This is a genomic window from Corynebacterium sp. HMSC074C05, assembly GCF_001838325.1.
In the GTDB taxonomy this organism is placed as follows: Bacteria; Actinomycetota; Actinomycetes; order Mycobacteriales; family Mycobacteriaceae; genus Corynebacterium; species Corynebacterium amycolatum.
The window spans coordinates 73,730-89,313 of record NZ_KV836284.1; the positions used below are offsets into that span (position 1 = coordinate 73,730).

General features: G+C 62.8%; 17 protein-coding genes and 4 pseudogenes. 7 read left to right on the forward strand and 14 right to left on the reverse strand.

Going from position 1 to position 15,584, the window contains the following annotated elements:
• Positions 1 to 108: 108 nt before the first annotated feature.
• The gene (locus tag HMPREF3042_RS02940; RefSeq protein WP_070856021.1) at positions 109 to 1,659 is read right to left on the reverse strand and encodes an AI-2E family transporter; all 1,551 of its coding nucleotides are present in this window, start codon (positions 1,657 to 1,659) and stop codon (positions 109 to 111) included.
• Positions 1,660 to 1,753: 94 nt separating this feature from the next.
• Here HMPREF3042_RS02940 and ychF point away from each other — a divergent pair, with 94 nt between their 5' ends.
• Positions 1,754 to 2,833 carry a redox-regulated ATPase YchF gene (gene ychF, locus HMPREF3042_RS02945; protein ID WP_070856062.1) on the forward strand — a complete coding sequence of 360 codons (1,080 nt, stop codon included), beginning with the start codon at positions 1,754 to 1,756 and terminating at the stop codon, positions 2,831 to 2,833.
• Between the two features lie 30 nt (positions 2,834 to 2,863).
• On the opposite strand, the gene HMPREF3042_RS11110 is transcribed toward ychF, so the two are convergent.
• Both HMPREF3042_RS11110 and HMPREF3042_RS11115 read right to left on the reverse strand, forming a co-directional pair.
• Entirely contained in the window at positions 2,864 to 3,127 is a 264-nt protein-coding gene (locus HMPREF3042_RS11110) for an RCC1 domain-containing protein (protein ID WP_353888595.1), read from the reverse strand.
• Between the two features lie 151 nt (positions 3,128 to 3,278).
• Positions 3,279 to 3,443 (reverse strand): annotated as a pseudogene (locus HMPREF3042_RS11115) (hypothetical protein); the annotation flags it as partial.
• 1 nt (position 3,444) lies between these two features.
• On the opposite strand from HMPREF3042_RS11115, the gene HMPREF3042_RS02955 reads away from it, so the two are divergent.
• The 3 genes from HMPREF3042_RS02955 (at position 3,445) to HMPREF3042_RS11055 (ending at position 5,706) form a co-directional block, all read left to right on the forward strand.
• The gene (locus tag HMPREF3042_RS02955; RefSeq protein ID WP_070856022.1) at positions 3,445 to 4,926 is read left to right on the forward strand and encodes an ApeA N-terminal domain 1-containing protein; all 1,482 of its coding nucleotides are present in this window, start codon (positions 3,445 to 3,447) and stop codon (positions 4,924 to 4,926) included.
• A gap of 275 nt (positions 4,927 to 5,201) precedes the next feature.
• Positions 5,202 to 5,531, forward strand: a complete 330-nt coding sequence (locus HMPREF3042_RS02960) for a nucleotidyltransferase family protein (protein ID WP_070856023.1) — start codon at positions 5,202 to 5,204, stop codon at positions 5,529 to 5,531.
• Positions 5,452 to 5,706: a HepT-like ribonuclease domain-containing protein gene (locus tag HMPREF3042_RS11055; RefSeq protein WP_083327411.1), complete on the forward strand. Its 255-nt coding sequence runs from the start codon at positions 5,452 to 5,454 to the stop codon at positions 5,704 to 5,706. The genes HMPREF3042_RS02960 and HMPREF3042_RS11055 overlap by 80 nt, the downstream gene beginning before the upstream one ends.
• 99 nt (positions 5,707 to 5,805) lie before the next feature.
• Here the strand turns inward: HMPREF3042_RS11055 and HMPREF3042_RS02970 are convergent, their stop codons facing one another.
• On the reverse strand, positions 5,806 to 6,531 hold the full coding sequence (locus tag HMPREF3042_RS02970; RefSeq protein ID WP_070856024.1) for a DUF998 domain-containing protein: 726 nt from the start codon (positions 6,529 to 6,531) through the stop codon (positions 5,806 to 5,808).
• 26 nt (positions 6,532 to 6,557) lie between these two features.
• Here HMPREF3042_RS02970 and HMPREF3042_RS02975 point away from each other — a divergent pair, with 26 nt between their 5' ends.
• Entirely contained in the window at positions 6,558 to 7,187 is a 630-nt protein-coding gene (locus HMPREF3042_RS02975; RefSeq protein WP_083327412.1) for a TetR/AcrR family transcriptional regulator, read from the forward strand.
• 26 nt (positions 7,188 to 7,213) lie between these two features.
• Here the strand turns inward: HMPREF3042_RS02975 and HMPREF3042_RS10755 are convergent, their stop codons facing one another.
• The 5 genes from HMPREF3042_RS10755 to merA all read right to left on the reverse strand — a co-directional run bounded on the left by HMPREF3042_RS10755 (position 7,214) and on the right by merA (position 10,725).
• Positions 7,214 to 7,426 (reverse strand): hypothetical protein, encoded by a 213-nt coding sequence (locus HMPREF3042_RS10755; protein WP_141764776.1) that lies wholly within the window; start codon positions 7,424 to 7,426, stop codon positions 7,214 to 7,216.
• A gap of 508 nt (positions 7,427 to 7,934) precedes the next feature.
• Positions 7,935 to 8,282, reverse strand: coding sequence for a VOC family protein (locus tag HMPREF3042_RS02980; protein WP_070834064.1), 348 nt, complete (start codon positions 8,280 to 8,282; stop codon positions 7,935 to 7,937).
• An 86-nt stretch (positions 8,283 to 8,368) separates the two neighbouring features.
• On the reverse strand, positions 8,369 to 8,761 hold the full coding sequence (locus HMPREF3042_RS02985) for a peptide chain release factor I (protein WP_040361288.1): 393 nt from the start codon (positions 8,759 to 8,761) through the stop codon (positions 8,369 to 8,371).
• A 192-nt stretch (positions 8,762 to 8,953) separates the two neighbouring features.
• Positions 8,954 to 9,304 (reverse strand): hypothetical protein, encoded by a 351-nt coding sequence (locus tag HMPREF3042_RS02990; protein WP_005510697.1) that lies wholly within the window; start codon positions 9,302 to 9,304, stop codon positions 8,954 to 8,956.
• Positions 9,301 to 10,725, reverse strand: a complete 1,425-nt coding sequence (merA, locus tag HMPREF3042_RS02995) for a mercury(II) reductase (protein ID WP_070856026.1) — start codon at positions 10,723 to 10,725, stop codon at positions 9,301 to 9,303. Before merA ends, HMPREF3042_RS02990 begins: the two co-directional genes overlap by 4 nt.
• Before the next feature lie 98 nt (positions 10,726 to 10,823).
• Between merA and HMPREF3042_RS03000 the strand changes: the two genes are divergently transcribed.
• Complete coding sequence (locus tag HMPREF3042_RS03000; RefSeq protein ID WP_005290994.1) at positions 10,824 to 11,213, forward strand: heavy metal-responsive transcriptional regulator; 390 nt, start codon at positions 10,824 to 10,826, stop codon at positions 11,211 to 11,213.
• Positions 11,214 to 11,259: 46 nt separating this feature from the next.
• Here the strand turns inward: HMPREF3042_RS03000 and HMPREF3042_RS11120 are convergent.
• Positions 11,260 to 11,505 (reverse strand): annotated as a pseudogene (locus HMPREF3042_RS11120) (alkane 1-monooxygenase); the annotation flags it as partial.
• Between the two features lie 114 nt (positions 11,506 to 11,619).
• On the opposite strand from HMPREF3042_RS11120, the gene HMPREF3042_RS03010 reads away from it, so the two are divergent.
• On the forward strand, positions 11,620 to 11,907 hold the full coding sequence (locus HMPREF3042_RS03010) for a putative quinol monooxygenase (RefSeq protein WP_048734831.1): 288 nt from the start codon (positions 11,620 to 11,622) through the stop codon (positions 11,905 to 11,907).
• Between the two features lie 433 nt (positions 11,908 to 12,340).
• On the opposite strand, the pseudogene HMPREF3042_RS03015 reads toward HMPREF3042_RS03010, so the two are convergent.
• The 4 genes and pseudogenes from HMPREF3042_RS03015 to HMPREF3042_RS03030 all read right to left on the reverse strand — a co-directional run.
• Positions 12,341 to 12,643, reverse strand: a pseudogene (locus HMPREF3042_RS03015) (cytochrome c biogenesis protein CcdA); the annotation flags it as partial.
• Positions 12,640 to 13,256 (reverse strand): annotated as a pseudogene (locus HMPREF3042_RS10600) (TlpA family protein disulfide reductase). The pseudogenes HMPREF3042_RS10600 and HMPREF3042_RS03015, both read right to left, overlap by 4 nt.
• A gap of 151 nt (positions 13,257 to 13,407) precedes the next feature.
• Positions 13,408 to 14,889, reverse strand: coding sequence for a multicopper oxidase family protein (locus HMPREF3042_RS03025; protein WP_070856027.1), 1,482 nt, complete (start codon positions 14,887 to 14,889; stop codon positions 13,408 to 13,410).
• 70 nt (positions 14,890 to 14,959) lie between these two features.
• On the reverse strand, positions 14,960 to 15,535 hold the full coding sequence (locus tag HMPREF3042_RS03030; RefSeq protein WP_070856063.1) for a CueP family metal-binding protein: 576 nt from the start codon (positions 15,533 to 15,535) through the stop codon (positions 14,960 to 14,962).
• Between the last annotated feature and the right edge of the window lie 49 nt (positions 15,536 to 15,584).

The window sequence follows — 15,584 nt, forward strand, 5'->3', positions numbered from 1 at the left end:
TTACGGGTTATTGCTGATCTGTTCGACACGAATGCGTATCCTACCGGTTATTAGTGATAATACGGGCAAGCCCGGTATGTGGGCTCGCCCGTGTCTTAAAATTTCGCCTTACTTCTTTTTCTTAGAGAAAGACCCGGAGACCACTTCAGAGACTTTATGGAAGGCCTTGGTCATCGTTCCCTCTTCCTGCTTGGTCGGACCAGCATCGGGGGAAACCTTACCGGCGGTGCGAGCATCTGCCTTCACGGCGCTCTCTGCAGAGCTGTCGGAGTCGTCACTGCCCAGGCGGAACGAAGCCAGTCGGTCGCGCATCGCACGGCCGGCAGCTTCAATCTGAATGCCGGAGATCGATCCGGCATCCGTGGCGAACTCGATATCCTTTGCGGTCTTGTCACCCGTACGCAAATCTGTGAGGTCGCCGAGGTAGCGGAACCAGACCGCGACGACTGCAGTGACTGGCACCGCCAGGAAGGCGCCGATGATGCCGAAGATACCGCCACCGAGCAGAACCACCAGCAGGACGATTGCGGCGTGCAGGTCCATAGCCTTGGACTGCAGAATCGGGGAGAGGATGTTGCCCTCGATTTGCTGGACAGCAATGATGATGAGCAATACGAGGATTGCTGTAGTCAGGCCGTTGGCGACGAGTGCGACTACCACTGCAATGAAGCCGGCGGTGAAAGCACCGACAATAGGAATGAAGCCAGCGAAGAAAGTCACCACGGCCAGAACCATTGCCAGCGGCACATTCAAAATCGCAAGACCAGCACCGATGAAGACCGCGTCGATAAGCGAAACGATAGCCTGCGTGCGGATGTAGCCCGACAGCGTGTTCCAGGAGCGGGTGAGTACCTCGGTGAGGTGCCAGCCGAGGCGACGTCCGGTCAGGCGGCGGAGCCATGGCAGGAAGTCCTGGCCGTCCTTGATGAAGAAGAACGTCAGAACCAGCATTGCCATCAAGGTTACGGCGGCCGAGGAGACCACCGATATGCCTTGGAAGACTGTGTTGGCGATATCGCCGGAGCGCTCCTGAAGCCATGTGGACCCCTGGTCCAGAGCATCGAGAATCTGCTCATCCTTGACGTTAAATGGTGGGGCCTGAATGATGTTCTGGACTTCTTGGATGCCGTCGGTGAACTGGCGACGCAATTCTGGGAACTGCGACTGCACAGTCGGTGCGAGGACCGCGACAACGCCGCCAAGCACCGCCAGCGCGCCTAGGATGACCGTCAGTGCGGAGAGCGCGCGGGGCCAGCGGTGTTTCATCAGGAACACTGCGGGCGGGGCCAGCACCGTGGAGACAATCAGGGCCAACAGAATCGGCAGAACGCCAGCCCAAATCTTTCCCAGAATCATAGCGCTGACGTACAGCGCCGCTGCGGTGATGAGGAAACGCAGACACCAACCTGCGAACCACCGGGCGCCCTCGCCAATGACGTCGGCGCGGTCGATGGACTCGGAGTCATTTTCGCTCATAAGCTCATCGAGGTTTTCAGCATCTTCCGGCAAATCCGGTTGCGTTGCCGCTGACTTATGGGCGTCGGAGGGTATAGACAGAGACTGTTCTATACGCAGAGGCTCCGATCCCATTACGTGATCGATAGCGTCTTTTTCGGACTGCGCAGTCCGCTCTTCGCCTTCATTGGGTTTATTGCTCACATATTCATTATGGGGGTTCGCAGGGGATAGGGGGAAACTTCACGAAGTTAGGGCGAGTTCAAATCTGTCTCCCCAAGCCCGTAAGATGGGCAATGTGAGTCTTACACTTGGAATCGTCGGTCTGCCCAATGTCGGAAAGTCAACCCTGTTTAACGCCTTGACGCGCAACGATGTGCTGGCTGCGAATTATCCGTTCGCCACCATCGAGCCGAACGTCGGCGTTGTGGAGCTTCCCGATCCACGTTTGAATAAGCTCGCCGAAATTTACGGCTCCGAGCGTATTCTTCCGGCTACGGTGTCGTTTGTGGACATCGCCGGCATCGTCAAGGGTGCATCGGAGGGCGAAGGTCTTGGTAACAAGTTCCTCGCCAACATCCGCGAGGCTGACGCTATCTGTCAGGTCGTCCGAGTATTCAATGATGATGATGTCGTGCATGTCGACGGCAAGGTCGACCCGGCCTCTGACATCGGTGTGATTGAAACCGAGCTGATTCTGGCTGATATCCAGACTATTGAGAAGGCGCTGCCGCGTCTGGAGAAGGAAGCCAAGAAGGATAAGGAAAAGGTCGGCGAGGTTGAAGCCGTCAAGCAGGCTCTTGCCGTGCTGGAAGAGGGGCGCACTCTCTTCGCTGCTTCTGATGATGTGAAGCTCTCCGCTCTGCGCGAGCTGCACTTGCTCACCGCAAAGCCGTTCCTCTACGTCTTCAATGCTGACGAGGAAGTGCTTGCCGACGAGGACCGCCGCGCGGATCTGGCCGCTGCTGTGGAACCGGCGGACTGTGTATTCCTCGATGCGAAGGCCGAGTCGGACCTGCTGGAGCTGGATGAGGAATCCCGCAATGAGCTGCTGGCCGAAATTGGTCAGACTGAGCCGGGCCTGCATTCGCTTGCTCGCGCTGGTTTCCGCACCCTGGGGCTACAGACCTACCTGACCGCTGGCCCGAAGGAGTCTCGCGCCTGGACCATTCCGAAGGGTGCTACGGCTCCGCAGGCTGCCGGCGTGATTCACACTGATTTTGAGCGCGGTTTCATTAAGGCTGAAATTGTGTCCTTCAACGACTTGGTCGAGGCCGGTTCGATTGCCGAGGCGAAGGCCAAGGGCAAGGTCCGCCAGGAGGGCAAGGACTACATCATGCACGACGGTGACGTGGTGGAGTTTAGATTCAACGTGTGATCGACGGCCGATTACCGGGCACGCTGGACTTCAGTTCATCTGTGGTCGAGTGGCCCAGGCGTTGACATTGCATTGCTGCTCGGTGTGGTCGCCCGCAGCCACGACTGTTCCGTCGGCGCGCAGCCCGAGCGAGTGTCTCGCTCCGGCTGCGATGGCTGTGATGCCGGTCCATGACTGGACATCGCACTGACCGAACTGGTTGTCGCCCGTTCCGAAGACCCTTCCGGTCTGGCTCAGCGCGAGCGTATGGACGGAGCCGGCCGCCACTGAGGTGATGCTTCTCCACGATGACACCTCGCACTAGCCTCTGCTGTCGTCGCCGACGGCGACGACGGTGCCGTCTTCGTGTAAGCCGACGGTGTGCAGGGTAGCCGGCAGAGACCCCAGACACGTGTGTCCACCGGGCGACGTCGGTCTGCCCTCGCTGATTGTTGCCAGTTGCGAGGGCTGTGCCGTCGCGTCGAACTGCGATTGTGTGCCAGTCGTCGCATCCGATCTCAGTTGACCATGATCTCGCTGTAGATTGTCCTACGTGGGGGCATATGGTGGAGTAAAGATTTTCGACCTGACATCTGGCCGCAAGACAGGAAGGAGCCCGGACCGGGAGCACGATGCCTAATGATCCTCTCAACCTCGACAAGGCCGGCGAGTGGGCTGGCGTGTGGTGGCTGCCGGAAGCCCCTAGCGAGAAGGTCCCGGGTGTCCTACGGTACGACCCGGAAGATGGTCTCTCTCTGTCGCTGATCGGCACCTTCGAGGATCGGATCTTGACGACGGACTCGTCTGGATGGACTGCTGTTCACGAAGGAACCCGCACCTGGGAAGTCATGCACGGTGTGGCCGAGCTCAGGGAGATCACACTGCTCGGCTGTGTTCCTAGGAGCACCAGAAGGACCATGGGTGCGCGAGTGGCGAGCCCTGACAAGCAGACCGTGACCGCGACGGTCGCCATCATCGGCGCGCATGTCAGCGGTGACGCGGATCCGGCGTTCGCTGGGGCAGAAGTCTCAGTCGAGGATTTGAGTCTCTGGGCGGCGTCTTCTGTGTTCGAAGGATCCCTCGGGGCTCCCGGCGGCAAGATCGACGGGACCGGGCGTATCTCGGTGAAGCCGGTCGAGGCGCAATCGGTCGTGGTCGACGACACTGAGTATCGCCTTCAGCACACGCACACGCTTCCATTCTTCGACCAGCGCAAGGGAGGAAGCGTCGGACGTATGCGGGACACGGTGTCCATCCGCGTCGTGCCAGCCGAACCATTCTCTCTGAGTGTTGCTCTGCAGGAGGCGAGCCTGGTGCAGGACCTGATCTCCCTGGCGACGCATCGCGCGGCCGGAGTGATCTGGCTCCGACTGGAAGTTGCCGGAACCGAGTCGCACTTCCCTGATGGCCGCCCGCTGCCGCGCCGACGTGCCGATGTGCTCTACTCACCGGCCGCGCTTGGAAAACACGACGCGAAAGCCGTCGATCACCACCGAATGTTCTTCACCTGCGGCTCGATCCCATTTGAGGAGGTCATGCCCCGATGGTGCGAGGCCCATGGCCGCCTGGAGGCAGCGACAAACATGATCTTGGGCTTGCGCTACGCACCGGCCCGTTTTGTTGAGAACAATCTTCTGACGGCAGTCGGTGCTGCCGAGGTGTTGCACCGCAACCTCCGCATCGACGAGAAACCGTTCCCCAACGCGGAGTTCAGGGCGATGCGAGAGGCGATGCTGACGCAGGTTCCCGATGAGCACCGAAACAGGTTCAAGGGGGCGATCCGCAACGACCCGACCCTCCGTGATCGGCTCCACGCCCTCGCCGCGCGACCCGATCAGGAAGCGATCGCACAGCTCTTACCGGATGTCGACCATTGGGCGAAGAGGACGACGCGCGCCCGCAATGACCTCGCGCACGAGGGCAGAACGCCCAACCATTCCATCGAGGAGCTGATCGCCGTCGTCGAGGTGACGACCGCGGTCGTAATCCTCAACCTCTTGCACGAGCTCGGGTTGCCGGCGGAGCGGCAGCGAGAGATCGTGCGGGAGCACCCGCAACTGAGGGCTACGTTCCGTACCGCTGCCGAATGGCTGGTTCCCTCACCAAACCCTTAGGTGCACTGCGATAGCCGCTACTTCGGAACCTCCGTGACGCTGCTGCCCGGTCGTTTAGTGCGAGACGCGTGTAAGCCTGCTCTATCGCTCGTTCGTTGAGTGCGTCATGGCGGGCGGGCGAGACGACCGGCTGTAAGTGGTGGCAGCGCGTCAGTGCCGCCTGGTGCGGCGGTGAGACGGGAGAATGTCGTCGGCCCTTAAGAACGCGGTGGAGTTCCGCTTCAATGTCAAAGCTCCATGTCGACGTGCTGCCGGGCCCGTTACCCCCCGGAAGCATGTCTGAGACCGTCGTGACGCCCGAGACGCTTGCCCTACGCAAGATTCTCGTTGCGCGTCTTGACAAGTTCCAGGTGCTCCTCGATCGGTACGGCGCGACCAACCCGAAGTTGTTCGGGTCCGTCGCGCGCGGCACCGCGTCTGCAGGATCGGACATCGACATCCTCGTCGGGATGGACCCTGCGGAGGGAAATCTCCTGATGCGTGCGTCTGGTCTGCTCGAGGAGAGTCGCGCTCTGTTCGGGCGCGATGGCATCGACGTGTTTCCTGCCCAGTTGCTCAGGCACCCGGTCTCCGCTTCGACGCTCGCCGAGGCGGTGCCGCTGTGAGTCGCAGTCCGGCGAAGCCGTGAACCATCTTCCCGATGAGATCACCGGCGCGCACCCTGAGATCGCCTGGCCTCAGATTCGGGATTTCCGCAACATCCTGGTGCACCAGTATTTCGGCGTCGACATCGACGTGGTCCGCGATGTCGTCGATACTCATCTGCCTCCTCTTGCCTAGGCGCTGCGGTGCCACATCTCTGCTGACTGACGGCGCGGCTCCAAAGGTTATTCGGCTACGGAACGTGGTGGAGTTTAAGTTTAACGTTTAGCCGAAAGCTCATGTCCGGTTCTCAGCGGAGAGCCCACACATCGAGACAGCAGTGCTGTCGCATGGCCGTCGCAGAGAGGCCCGCTCCCGCACCTGAGCGGACAGCTTGTGAGCCCTCACGAGCGCAACGCCGGTCAGCGCGGTCCAGAGCGCCAGCGAGTCGAAGGAGAGCCGCTCGGCACCGCCGAGCCCAATCCAAGGCATTTCGTACCCACCCAGTGCTGCGACGAACATGATAAAGCTTGCGACGGAGAGGATCACGACCGCGGCCGTGACCTTCCGGAATCTGCCCGGCCCGGCGGCGACGGCGATGAGCATCATGGCGATCCACTGCGCGGCGGCTTGAAGCAGGGCGAAACCGTCGTGGGCTGCGGGCGACACGTCCCAGGGGAGAAGGCCAACGCCGATGACCGAGGCTCCGGCGATCGCCATCAGGGTGGTTCCGGCCTGGCCGGCGAGCCGAGTCCAGTATCCATGCAGGGCAACCGCGCCGAGCAGGACCAGAGCCCCGGAAGCGACCATGCCGATGTTGAAGACCGCGTGTTCCGGCGAGCACACCTGACGTATCTGCTGACCGAGTTCGGAGTACTCCCCGCAGGTGGTCACACCGAGATCGCTGATGGTGTTGCGAGATAGCGAGTAGTGATTTGGCCAGCCCAGCGCCACGAACAACTGAATCGGGAGCACCAGTGCGCTGAGCACCCAGGCCATCGCGCCGACGCGGTACCGCTTCATACGAGCCTCCACTAGAATACGATCGTATGGTAGATGCTAGCAGCGATCGTCGACGTGTTCGACGTGCACAGGCAGTCGGCGCCCAGCTCGTGGTGGATGCGGCGGTGCGCGTCCTCGTGCGGGATGGCTTGGATGGGTTGTCGGTGCGCAAGGTGGCGTCGGAGGCCGGGCTCTCCATCGGCGCGGTTCAGCATCATTACGCGACGAAGAATGCACTGCTCGTCGCGGCGTCTGAGTGCGTGACGGAACAGTTCACGGCACGCGCTGATGCCCTCACCCACCGAGCTCTCGTCGAGGGCGGAACGTTCGCGGCATTCGTCGCCTTCTGCGAGCTCTTGGCGAACGCGTCACCGCCACCGGAGGGGACCGGGGACGATACGACGGCGTCCACCGTGTGGCTCTGGTACGCGGCGAAGGCGACGCGGCCCGGGCCCGTGGCCGATGCCTTCGCCGTGGCGTGGTCCCGAACGGAGGAGTATCTCGCGGATGTCATCGCTGAGCTGTACCCCACGCTCAATCCGGTAGACGAGGCGTCTCATCTCCTCGCTGTTCTCGACGGCATCGCCGTCGCGCGAGCCGCGGAACCTCAGCGGATGCCGCTCGCGCGGGCACGGATGCTGGTGCGGCGGCATCTGGACTGCTTGTCGCGGCGATGATGCACGGGGTTGTCAGCAGGCCAAGCTCAGCGCTCCTGTGCTCGGTTCAGCGTTGCTGATGGCAAGCACTGCTGCGCGGCGGCGCGGTGCTGCTGTCTCGGTAAAGCCGTAACACGGCCTGTGTCGGCGTAGAGGAAGACGGCGAGAGGCTCGGGCGTGCCGTCGAGGAAGATCGTCATGTCCCCCGGGAGCCCGCGCGGGGCACAGCCTGCCTCCGGGAGGGTCCTTGGGGAAGCCAATGACGGCAAGCTTGGGCGTGCTCCATGCGGAGACGCGCTCGCCGGCCTACTTGATGCCGTCCAGCGCTTCCCAAGAAGCCTGTCCTCCCTCTGCGTATCCTGTACGTGTCGTCGGCGACGGCCCAGCTCGGACGGGGTCTTGAGACCGGCCCGCCCGAGGACGTTCTTGAGCCGGGGCGCTCACGTTCCCGCGCGTGGTCAGACTCCGGTCGTCCTGGGCATGCTTGCCCTCCCATGTCTCGCGATCCTCGAGGAGCACAAAAGACGGCCGTAGCGCCGAGGCAGTCGAAGGCCTCGACATCGGCCTCGGTGGTGAAGCCATCGGTGGCCACCGAATTAGGGCGACCTCGGTGGCCACCCCGGGCAGGAGCGTGCGGACGAGGCTGGTGATCAGCGCTGTGTGGCAGGGGATCTGGGGCGCTAATTTAAAGTCCATCCGCAGGTCGCCGCGATCACTGCGTTGCGCGTCGCGTGACTACGATTAGTCGCCTTCGTACGACGACGATGCTCAGTGAGAATGCATGCCGACATTGATGACGTTGCCTGATCCGTCGCGGTAGAAGAAGCGCGTTACGCCCCACTCTTCGGTCGTGAGAGGGTGCACGATCTCGCAACCTGCCTCGACAGCGCGACCGTAGGCGGCTTCGACATCGCTGACGAAGACTGAGACATCGGGATTCTCGCGGGCTGTGGCATCTTTCGCGAGGAGATTCAGCTGACAGCCTCTGGAATCGGCGAGTGTGACGATCCAGCCGTGATCCATGACCACCTCGAGACCGAGGACCGCAGCGTGTTCGTCGACGCTTCTGCGGAGGTCTGCCACCGTGAGGTTGGGGACGATGCGTTCGATATCCATGCCTTCATGCTTCCCGCTGGAGGAGTGCCAGTCAAGAGGTTATTCGGCTACGGAACGTGGTCGAGTTCAAGTTCAACGTGTAGTGCTTAACCTCTGCGAGGAACTCTTTGATCCCGGGACGTGATGAGGACTGGGGCTATTGTGCTCCCCCGAACGCTACGGCCCGGGGGCACGAGGCTGTGTAGCAGGTGCAAGCGAGAGGACCAGGAGCGAAACACAGACCGCTGAGTCGACGCAGTCACGGTAAAGACGGAGCCGTCTAGGCGGTGCTCGAGGTTGTGCGAGACACGGTGACGCTGGGCGTCGGTAAGCGATGCGCATTCGGCGACATTGATGGAAAGCTGAGCTTTGCCGTCCGTCGTGTTGACGCCCTGGCTGCCTGGAGTCGACGATTCCGCGAAACGCTCCGCGAGATCGGCGGCGGCGATGACCGCACCGTCGGGGATCCCCGGGCCGGGCGCTATGGTCATGTCGTTCATGCCGCCCAGCCTAGGTGCCCACAACCCTTTCTCGTCTCGGCGGAAGCGGAGACCGCGTCGCGACGGCCGGGATCCAGCCTCAGTATTATCCTCGTCACCGGTTGATTCGAACGCTTTTTGCTCCTCCTTCTCCCGTCGGGCTTCGATTTTAGCGGCCTCCGCAGGTGGCAGTGATCGCTGGATCCGCTCGAACTACCGGTTCCGATCAGTGGTCGAAGGATTTTCGCAGCAGCCGGACCTGCGGCGCCGGTGCCGCCGCCGTAGCCTGACGAGCATCCCCGCCATGACGGCCATCACGACGGCGGTCCCGGCACCGATGATCCAGGGATTACCGAGGAGCCCACCGACGCCTGCGAGTGCTCCGCCCGCCGCGATGAACGGCAGGCCGCAGCAGAGCAGCGACGGAAGCGCGCAGCATGCCAGCAAGAGCAGCCCGGTCACTGCAGCGACGACGGGACCGGCGCGCCATTCGTCGCGGTCCTGATCGGCGCTCATCGTCTGCTTCAGGATGAGATCTCCCCGATTGCCTGCGTTGCCGTTCATGCGCAGCACGACAGCAGCGACGGGTCGGTGGTGAAGGCCTTCGCGGCGATCCGGATGCCCTCGGCCATGGTCAGGTAGGGGGCCCAGGCGTTGGCGACCTCGGCGACGGTCCTGCCGAGCACGTGGACGCCTGCGGCGGCGAGCTCCCCGGCGTCCTTGGCGACGGCGGTCAGGCCGAGGATCTCTTTCGTCTCGGCGTTCACGACGATCTTGATGAACCCGCGGGTGTCGCGGTTCACCAAGGCGCGGGGCACGTGGTGCAGGGGCAGGACGCGGCAGTCGCAGCGGATCCCCGCGGCGACGACCTCCTTCTCGGTCATCCCGACCGCGCCGATCGCCGGTCCGGTGAACGTCACCCGCGGCAGATGGGAGTAGTCGACGGACCGGTCGGCGTCGGCGAACGCGTTCTCGGCGACGAGGGTGCCGTGGTGGGCCGCGACGTAGACGAACTCCGGGTGCCCGGTCACGTCGCCCGCGGCCCAGATCCGCGGGTTCGACGACTGCAGATGGTCGGAGACGACCACCTCGCCAGAGTCCCCGGTCTTCACCCCGACCGCATCGAGGTTCAAGCCGTCGGTGACGGGACGGCGTCCGAGGGCGACGAGCACCTGGTCGGCGCGGAACTCCTGCGAGCCGCCGGACACGTCCGCGGTAACCACGACCTGCCCGGTCGCCGCGTCCCGGGACACCCGGGTCGGCACCGCGCGGCGGACCACCTGGATGCCCTCGTCGGCGAACACCTCCTGCAGTGTCCGGGACACCTCCGGCTCCTCCTTCGACGCGAGCCGGGACCGCACCAGCACGGTGACCTGGGAGCCGAGGCGGACGAACAGCTGCGTCTGCTCCAGGGCGACGTAGCCGCCGCCGAGCACCAGCAGCGACTCGGGGACCTCCGTCAGCTCCATCGCCGTGGTCGAGGTCAGGTACCCGGTCTCCTCCAGGCCGTCGATCGGCGGTGCCCACGGGCGAGAACCAGTCGCGACCAGGTAGTGGTGGGCCTCGATGGTCTCGACGCTTCCGTCGGATCCGGCAACATCGAGAACCGGCGCATCAGGGGTGCCCACGAACGAGGCGTCGCCGCGGAGGACCTGCCAGCCGTAGGAGTCGGCGACGTCGGCGTACTTCTCGCCGCGCAGCGACTCCACCAACGCTTGCTTCCCAGCGATCAGCGCGGGCATGTCGACGGGATCCGCCGTCGTAGCGATCCCGGGGAACCGGGTTGCGGCGTCGACCGCGACGTGCCGCGCGCCGGCCGCGGCAATGAGCGCCTTCGACGGGACGCAGCCCGTGTTCACGCAGGTGCCGCCGAGCGTCCCGCGCTCGATCATCACCACCGACTTCCCGAGCGTGCTGGCGCGGATCGCAGCGGCGAACGCGCCGCCTCCCGATCCGATGATGGCGAGATCGTACTTCGTAGGCATCGCTGCTCCTGTCAACTCTTGGCTTTCTGCTCTGTCTCAGCCATACTGGACCTTCCAGTGCAGGGGAAGGTCAAGCGCGGCCACGGAGGGAGACAGTAATGTGGATCGGAGAACTCGCCGAGAGGGCGGGCACTACCGCGAAGACCCTTCGCTTCTACGAGGAACAGGGCCTTCTGCCCCCGACCGAGCGCACGCCGTCCGGATACCGCGACTACGCGCCCGAGACGGTCGCTCGGATCGACTTCATCCACCGCGGCCAGGCCGCGGGCCTCACCCTCGCCCAGATCCGCCAGATCCTCGACATCCGCGACGGCGGCCATGCGCCCTGCGAGCACGTGCGCGACCTGCTTGACGTGCGCCTCGCTGAGATCGAGCAGCAGATCGCGCAGCTCTCCGTGCTGCGCGACACTATCGCGGACCTTAGCCAGGACGCCGCGCACCCGGATCCTGAAACGTGCAGCACCGATCAAGTGTGTAGGTACTTGTAGACGGCGGGACTCAATGACTCAAACGCTACAACCCCGATATGCGCTAGCGCAGGTCGATGCCGCCGGTGTCCACCTCGATGATTTTGGTGGTGGCCGCGATAGCACACAGCAGCGGCATCGGGGCGGAGGCCTGCAGCGCGAAGTGGTGGACTCGGAAGGACGCGTTGTTCACGCCGATTTCGTCCGCAGCCTGGGTGATCTCCAGACGAGTCTTGGCGATCTTTTCCGCAGATGGCCCGCACTAGCTGCCGAAGGCGTAATGCCCGAAGCTTAAGAAGCCGAACGCTTTCATTGGATAACACTCCTTTTGATGGTGTTAACGAGAGGGAGTAACTTTGCAACGACATACCGTCGAGTTCAAGTTCAACGTTTAAGCGCCGCGTCTGACTTATAGCGAAGGTGTTCTATGAGCATGATCGAGCTGAACGGCATCTTGATCTGCAAAGACCACAGTGATGTTTCAATCGTTGAACGGTTCCTTCCAAAACACGTTGAGCTCTCTCGTGATGAACCCGGGTGTCTGCGCTTCGAGGTCACTCAATCCGACGACCCGCTCGTATGGAATGTATCAGAACAATTCACTGATCAAGCATCGTTCGATTCGCACCAAGCGCGGGTTAAAGCGAGCGAGTGGGGTCAGGCAACAGCGCATATTCAACGTGACTACACCATCACGGGGCCCAGGGGAGGGTGAAATCGTTGACTACCGCTAGCAAGCTTCCGCCAGTGTACCCGAGCGTAAAGGCGCTAGGCAGTCACGCGCCCAACAGCAGCGTGCTGAGCAAGGGCGCTGGTGTTCCGACGGTGTACGTCCTATTGGCTACAGCTCAACAGGCGAGATCATCCCTGCTGAGGCGGAGGCTGTACTTGGTATCTATCGTGCTATCGAACGCGGTAATTCCATGCGCGATATCGCCAGCGTGCAGTGCATTGCTGCTTCAATTGGCCCTTCTTGCGTGCTCTCTTCTGTCCCAGCCACTTTATTGACACGTAGATTGCACTATGTACTAGGCAGCCATTTCATTGACACGTTAATTAAACAGTGAAGTAGCCAGCCATTCGATTGGCACGTTTACTGCGCAATAGATTGACACCAACGCCGTGTCCTTTACTCGGGAGACACCCCCGGTGACGGTGGCCAGCACAAAGACGACGGTGAAGCCGAGAATGAACAACCCGGCCGCACCCGCTACCGCCCACTGGCGTTTGGTGACCACCGCGCCCCCCTCGGCGTCGTAGTCGACCTCCCCGCCGACCACACTGGCCAGATACGACATATATCCGGGTACCAGGGGTACGACGCACGGGGAGGCGAACGAGATCAGACCTGCAGCTGCTGCAGCCAGGATGCCGATCATCAGTGGCCCGGTGGCCGCGGCGTCGGCGAACTGCTGGCCAATCGCCAACTGCGCAATCACATCAACGGTCATGATGCTGGTGCCTCCTCGGCCAGCGGCAGAGCGACATCAAGGATGTCATCGGCGGTGACCTCCCTCAGGAACACCGCGGCCGGGCGGTGGCTTCGGTCCAGGACAATGGTGGTCGGGATGACCGAGGTCGGCACCTCCCAGGGCCGCAGCGATACGAAACGGCGGGTCGTAGATCGAGGGATAGGTCACCGCGTTGTCGAGTTTGAAGTCCTGGGCGATGGTCTGGTTGTAGTCACGGACGTTGATGCCCAGCACCGTGCCACCGAGGGGGTCGAGAGTCTCCTGGACAAGCTGCAGGTCATCGACTTCCGTCCGGCACGGTGCACACCACTAGCCCCAAGCGTTGAGGACGACGACCTCGCCTTCAAAATCAGACAGGCTGATCTCCTCACTTTCCTCCATCAACGACGGGCAGGAGAAGCCCGGCAGCGGCGCACATTCCTCCTCTGCGTAGATAATCTCGGTTTGGCCTCCTGGTGAGTGGAACTGGAAGGTGCCCCCCCCCGACGGCGACGGCGTTTCGGACGCCGTCGCCTGAGGAACAGGCCACCAGGGTCACGGCGGTGAGCACCGCGGCAACCGCGATGGCGGCTCTGCGGGGTGTGCTCGGCATGGATTAGATCTCCATATTCCGGGGCGGTGGGGAAGAAGACGGTGTTCTGGTTGTCCCGGAAGACCACAACACCGAGGAAGGTCATCGTGCTGCCCGGTGGGTGGCCTGCAGCGACTCTGCCCACCTCGGCACTCAACCCTGCTGTGGGGGGTTACTCGTAGCGAAGCGAGCTGAGCATCCCGGTTTCCATGTGATAGGCGTTATGGCAGTGAAATGCCCACTCACCGGGGTTGTCAGCGATCAGGTCGGCAATCATGGTTTCACCGTGGCGGAGAAGGACGGTGTCCTTGCGTAGCCCGCCGCTGCCGGGCAGCGCCCACGTGTGGCCGTGGATGTGCATGGGATGGGGCATCATGGTCCTGTTGCGCATGACCATCCGCAGGCGCTGGCCCTCCTGCACGGTCGCGGAGGACGATTGGCCGTCGGTGAGAATGCTCCATTCATACGGCATCATCTGCCCGCCCAGGTCGATGCTGACTTCTCGGTCTGGTGTGCCCTCAGGCAGGAGTGCACGGTCTGCTGGCTTCAGGGAGGACAGAAGCAGTCCGGTGGATGACAACTCGGGGAAGTCGACATCGGGGCGGGGAGCCTGGCCGCCGGCGGTGCGGATGACGGCGAAGGCGCGGTCGTCCTTACCCACCGCCAAAGCCGTGAGCGGGAAGATGCCGTCGCCGAGGATGACCTCGACGTCGACACGCTCGCCCATCGACAGGTAGATCGATTCGGTCTCCCGGGGCTGGACAGGGAAGCCGTCGGTGTGGGTGACGGTCATGCGGTGACCACCGAGGGCCACCTTGAAGATGGTGTCACCGCCGGAGTTGATAAACCGCAGGCGGGCCTTGTCGCCCGGGCGAGCCTCGAAGGTCCGGTGAGCACGGGGGATACGTCCGTTGATGAGGTAGTGCGGATACATCACATCGCCGGCATCCCCGCCCAGTACCCGGTCCGGGGTGCCGTGCATCATATGGCCGTGACCTCCCATCCCCTTCTTCCCGTTATGGTCGTCCGAACCCATTCCGGTGAGCTTGTCGAGCTCATCGTCGGGAGTGCCCTGAATGCCATCGACCCAGTCGTCGAGCACGATGGTCCACTCGACGTCCTGGTCCTCAGCGTCTTGCGGGTCACGGACGATCAGTGGGGCGTGGAGGCCGCGATCAAGCTGCAGGCCGGAGTGGGAATGGTAGAAGTAGCTGCCACCGTGGGGGACTTCAAAAACATAGGAGAAAGACTCGCCAGGTTCAATGGGGTCCTGGGTCATGCCGGGCACACCGTCGGCTGCGTTGTGGAGTGCGATGCCATGCCAGTGGATGGAGGTGCTCTCAGGCAGTTCATTGGTGATATCGACCTGGAGGACGTCGCCGGCGGTGGCCTCAATGGCCGCATCCCCGGTGTCAGAGACGTATCCCCACGTCTTGGCTTCGATACCGCCGATATCCAGAGAGAGGGGCCGGGCGGTCAGTGTCCGGCGCACCGTCGGCTCACCGAGCGCAGTGGGGGTGGGAGTGGGGCGAAGGGAGGAACCTGGTGCCGAGGCAGCGGGTCCAGGATCGCTGGTGCAGGCGGCCACGGCCCCGGTGCCGGCGAGGACGAGCCCGCCGAGCAGAAACTGTCGTCGGGAAAACGCATTCGTCATGATTTAACCTTCCTGGTGTAAGAATTCAGTGACACGGGAGACAGGCGCAGGTGAGGACCCTGCTGAGCCATCACGTCAGGCGCAGGTCTGTGACACAGGTGGCACCGTCGTCGGCGGTGGAAAACTCCGTGGTGCCGGTACGCCCCTGGTAGCTGACCTCAATCAGACCGGTGACATCATCGGGAAGCCAGAAGCCAATAAACCCGTTGTCGAAGGTGGTTGTCGCCTCGTCCACCAGCACCTCACCGGTCGCCTCATCGGTGATCGTGACCTGGATATCCTCATTGTCGAGTTCCCCCAGGCAGGTCGTGAGGCTGTGGTAGAAGCAGTCGTGGGTGGAGGTGAGATAGGGTGCGATCGAGACATACGTCTGATTGTCGGGAAGATCGACCACGACTTCCTGGTCACCGCTCGAGAGCAGCAGTTCATCGGCACGCACTGAGGCGATCAAATCCGTGGGACGCTCAGTGACCTTCTGCCGGTCGAGGTGATCAATGATCTCCACCGCGCCCATGTCGGCCAGGCCATGGGCAGTCAGGAATGTATCCTGGGACACCGTCCCGTCGGCCGTGGGTTCCGGGTCGGCAGCCGAACACCCCGTGAGGGCGAGGGCAAGGGCGGCGACTGCGATCGCTGCTCGTTTCACGTCAATCTCCTTGGATCGTGGTAAGACCATGAGAAGACACCGCCTCAAG

Excerpts from the sequence above, each read along its gene's own strand:
- HMPREF3042_RS02955 (WP_070856022.1), top strand. The coding sequence starts at position 3,445 with ATGCCTAATGATCCTCTCAACCTCGACAAGGCCGGCGAGTGGGCTGGC.
- HMPREF3042_RS02960 (WP_070856023.1), top strand. The coding sequence starts at position 5,202 with ATGTCTGAGACCGTCGTGACGCCCGAGACGCTTGCCCTACGCAAGATT.
- HMPREF3042_RS11055 (WP_083327411.1), top strand. The coding sequence starts at position 5,452 with ATGGCATCGACGTGTTTCCTGCCCAGTTGCTCAGGCACCCGGTCTCCG.
- HMPREF3042_RS02970 (WP_070856024.1), bottom strand. The coding sequence starts at position 6,531 with ATGAAGCGGTACCGCGTCGGCGCGATGGCCTGGGTGCTCAGCGCACTG.
- HMPREF3042_RS02975 (WP_083327412.1), top strand. The coding sequence starts at position 6,558 with ATGGTAGATGCTAGCAGCGATCGTCGACGTGTTCGACGTGCACAGGCA.
- HMPREF3042_RS02980 (WP_070834064.1), bottom strand. The coding sequence starts at position 8,282 with ATGGATATCGAACGCATCGTCCCCAACCTCACGGTGGCAGACCTCCGC.
- HMPREF3042_RS02985 (WP_040361288.1), bottom strand. The coding sequence starts at position 8,761 with ATGAACGACATGACCATAGCGCCCGGCCCGGGGATCCCCGACGGTGCG.
- HMPREF3042_RS02990 (WP_005510697.1), bottom strand. The coding sequence starts at position 9,304 with ATGAACGGCAACGCAGGCAATCGGGGAGATCTCATCCTGAAGCAGACG.
- merA (WP_070856026.1), bottom strand. The coding sequence starts at position 10,725 with ATGCCTACGAAGTACGATCTCGCCATCATCGGATCGGGAGGCGGCGCG.
- HMPREF3042_RS03000 (WP_005290994.1), top strand. The coding sequence starts at position 10,824 with ATGTGGATCGGAGAACTCGCCGAGAGGGCGGGCACTACCGCGAAGACC.
- HMPREF3042_RS03010 (WP_048734831.1), top strand. The coding sequence starts at position 11,620 with ATGAGCATGATCGAGCTGAACGGCATCTTGATCTGCAAAGACCACAGT.
- HMPREF3042_RS03025 (WP_070856027.1), bottom strand. The coding sequence starts at position 14,889 with ATGACGAATGCGTTTTCCCGACGACAGTTTCTGCTCGGCGGGCTCGTC.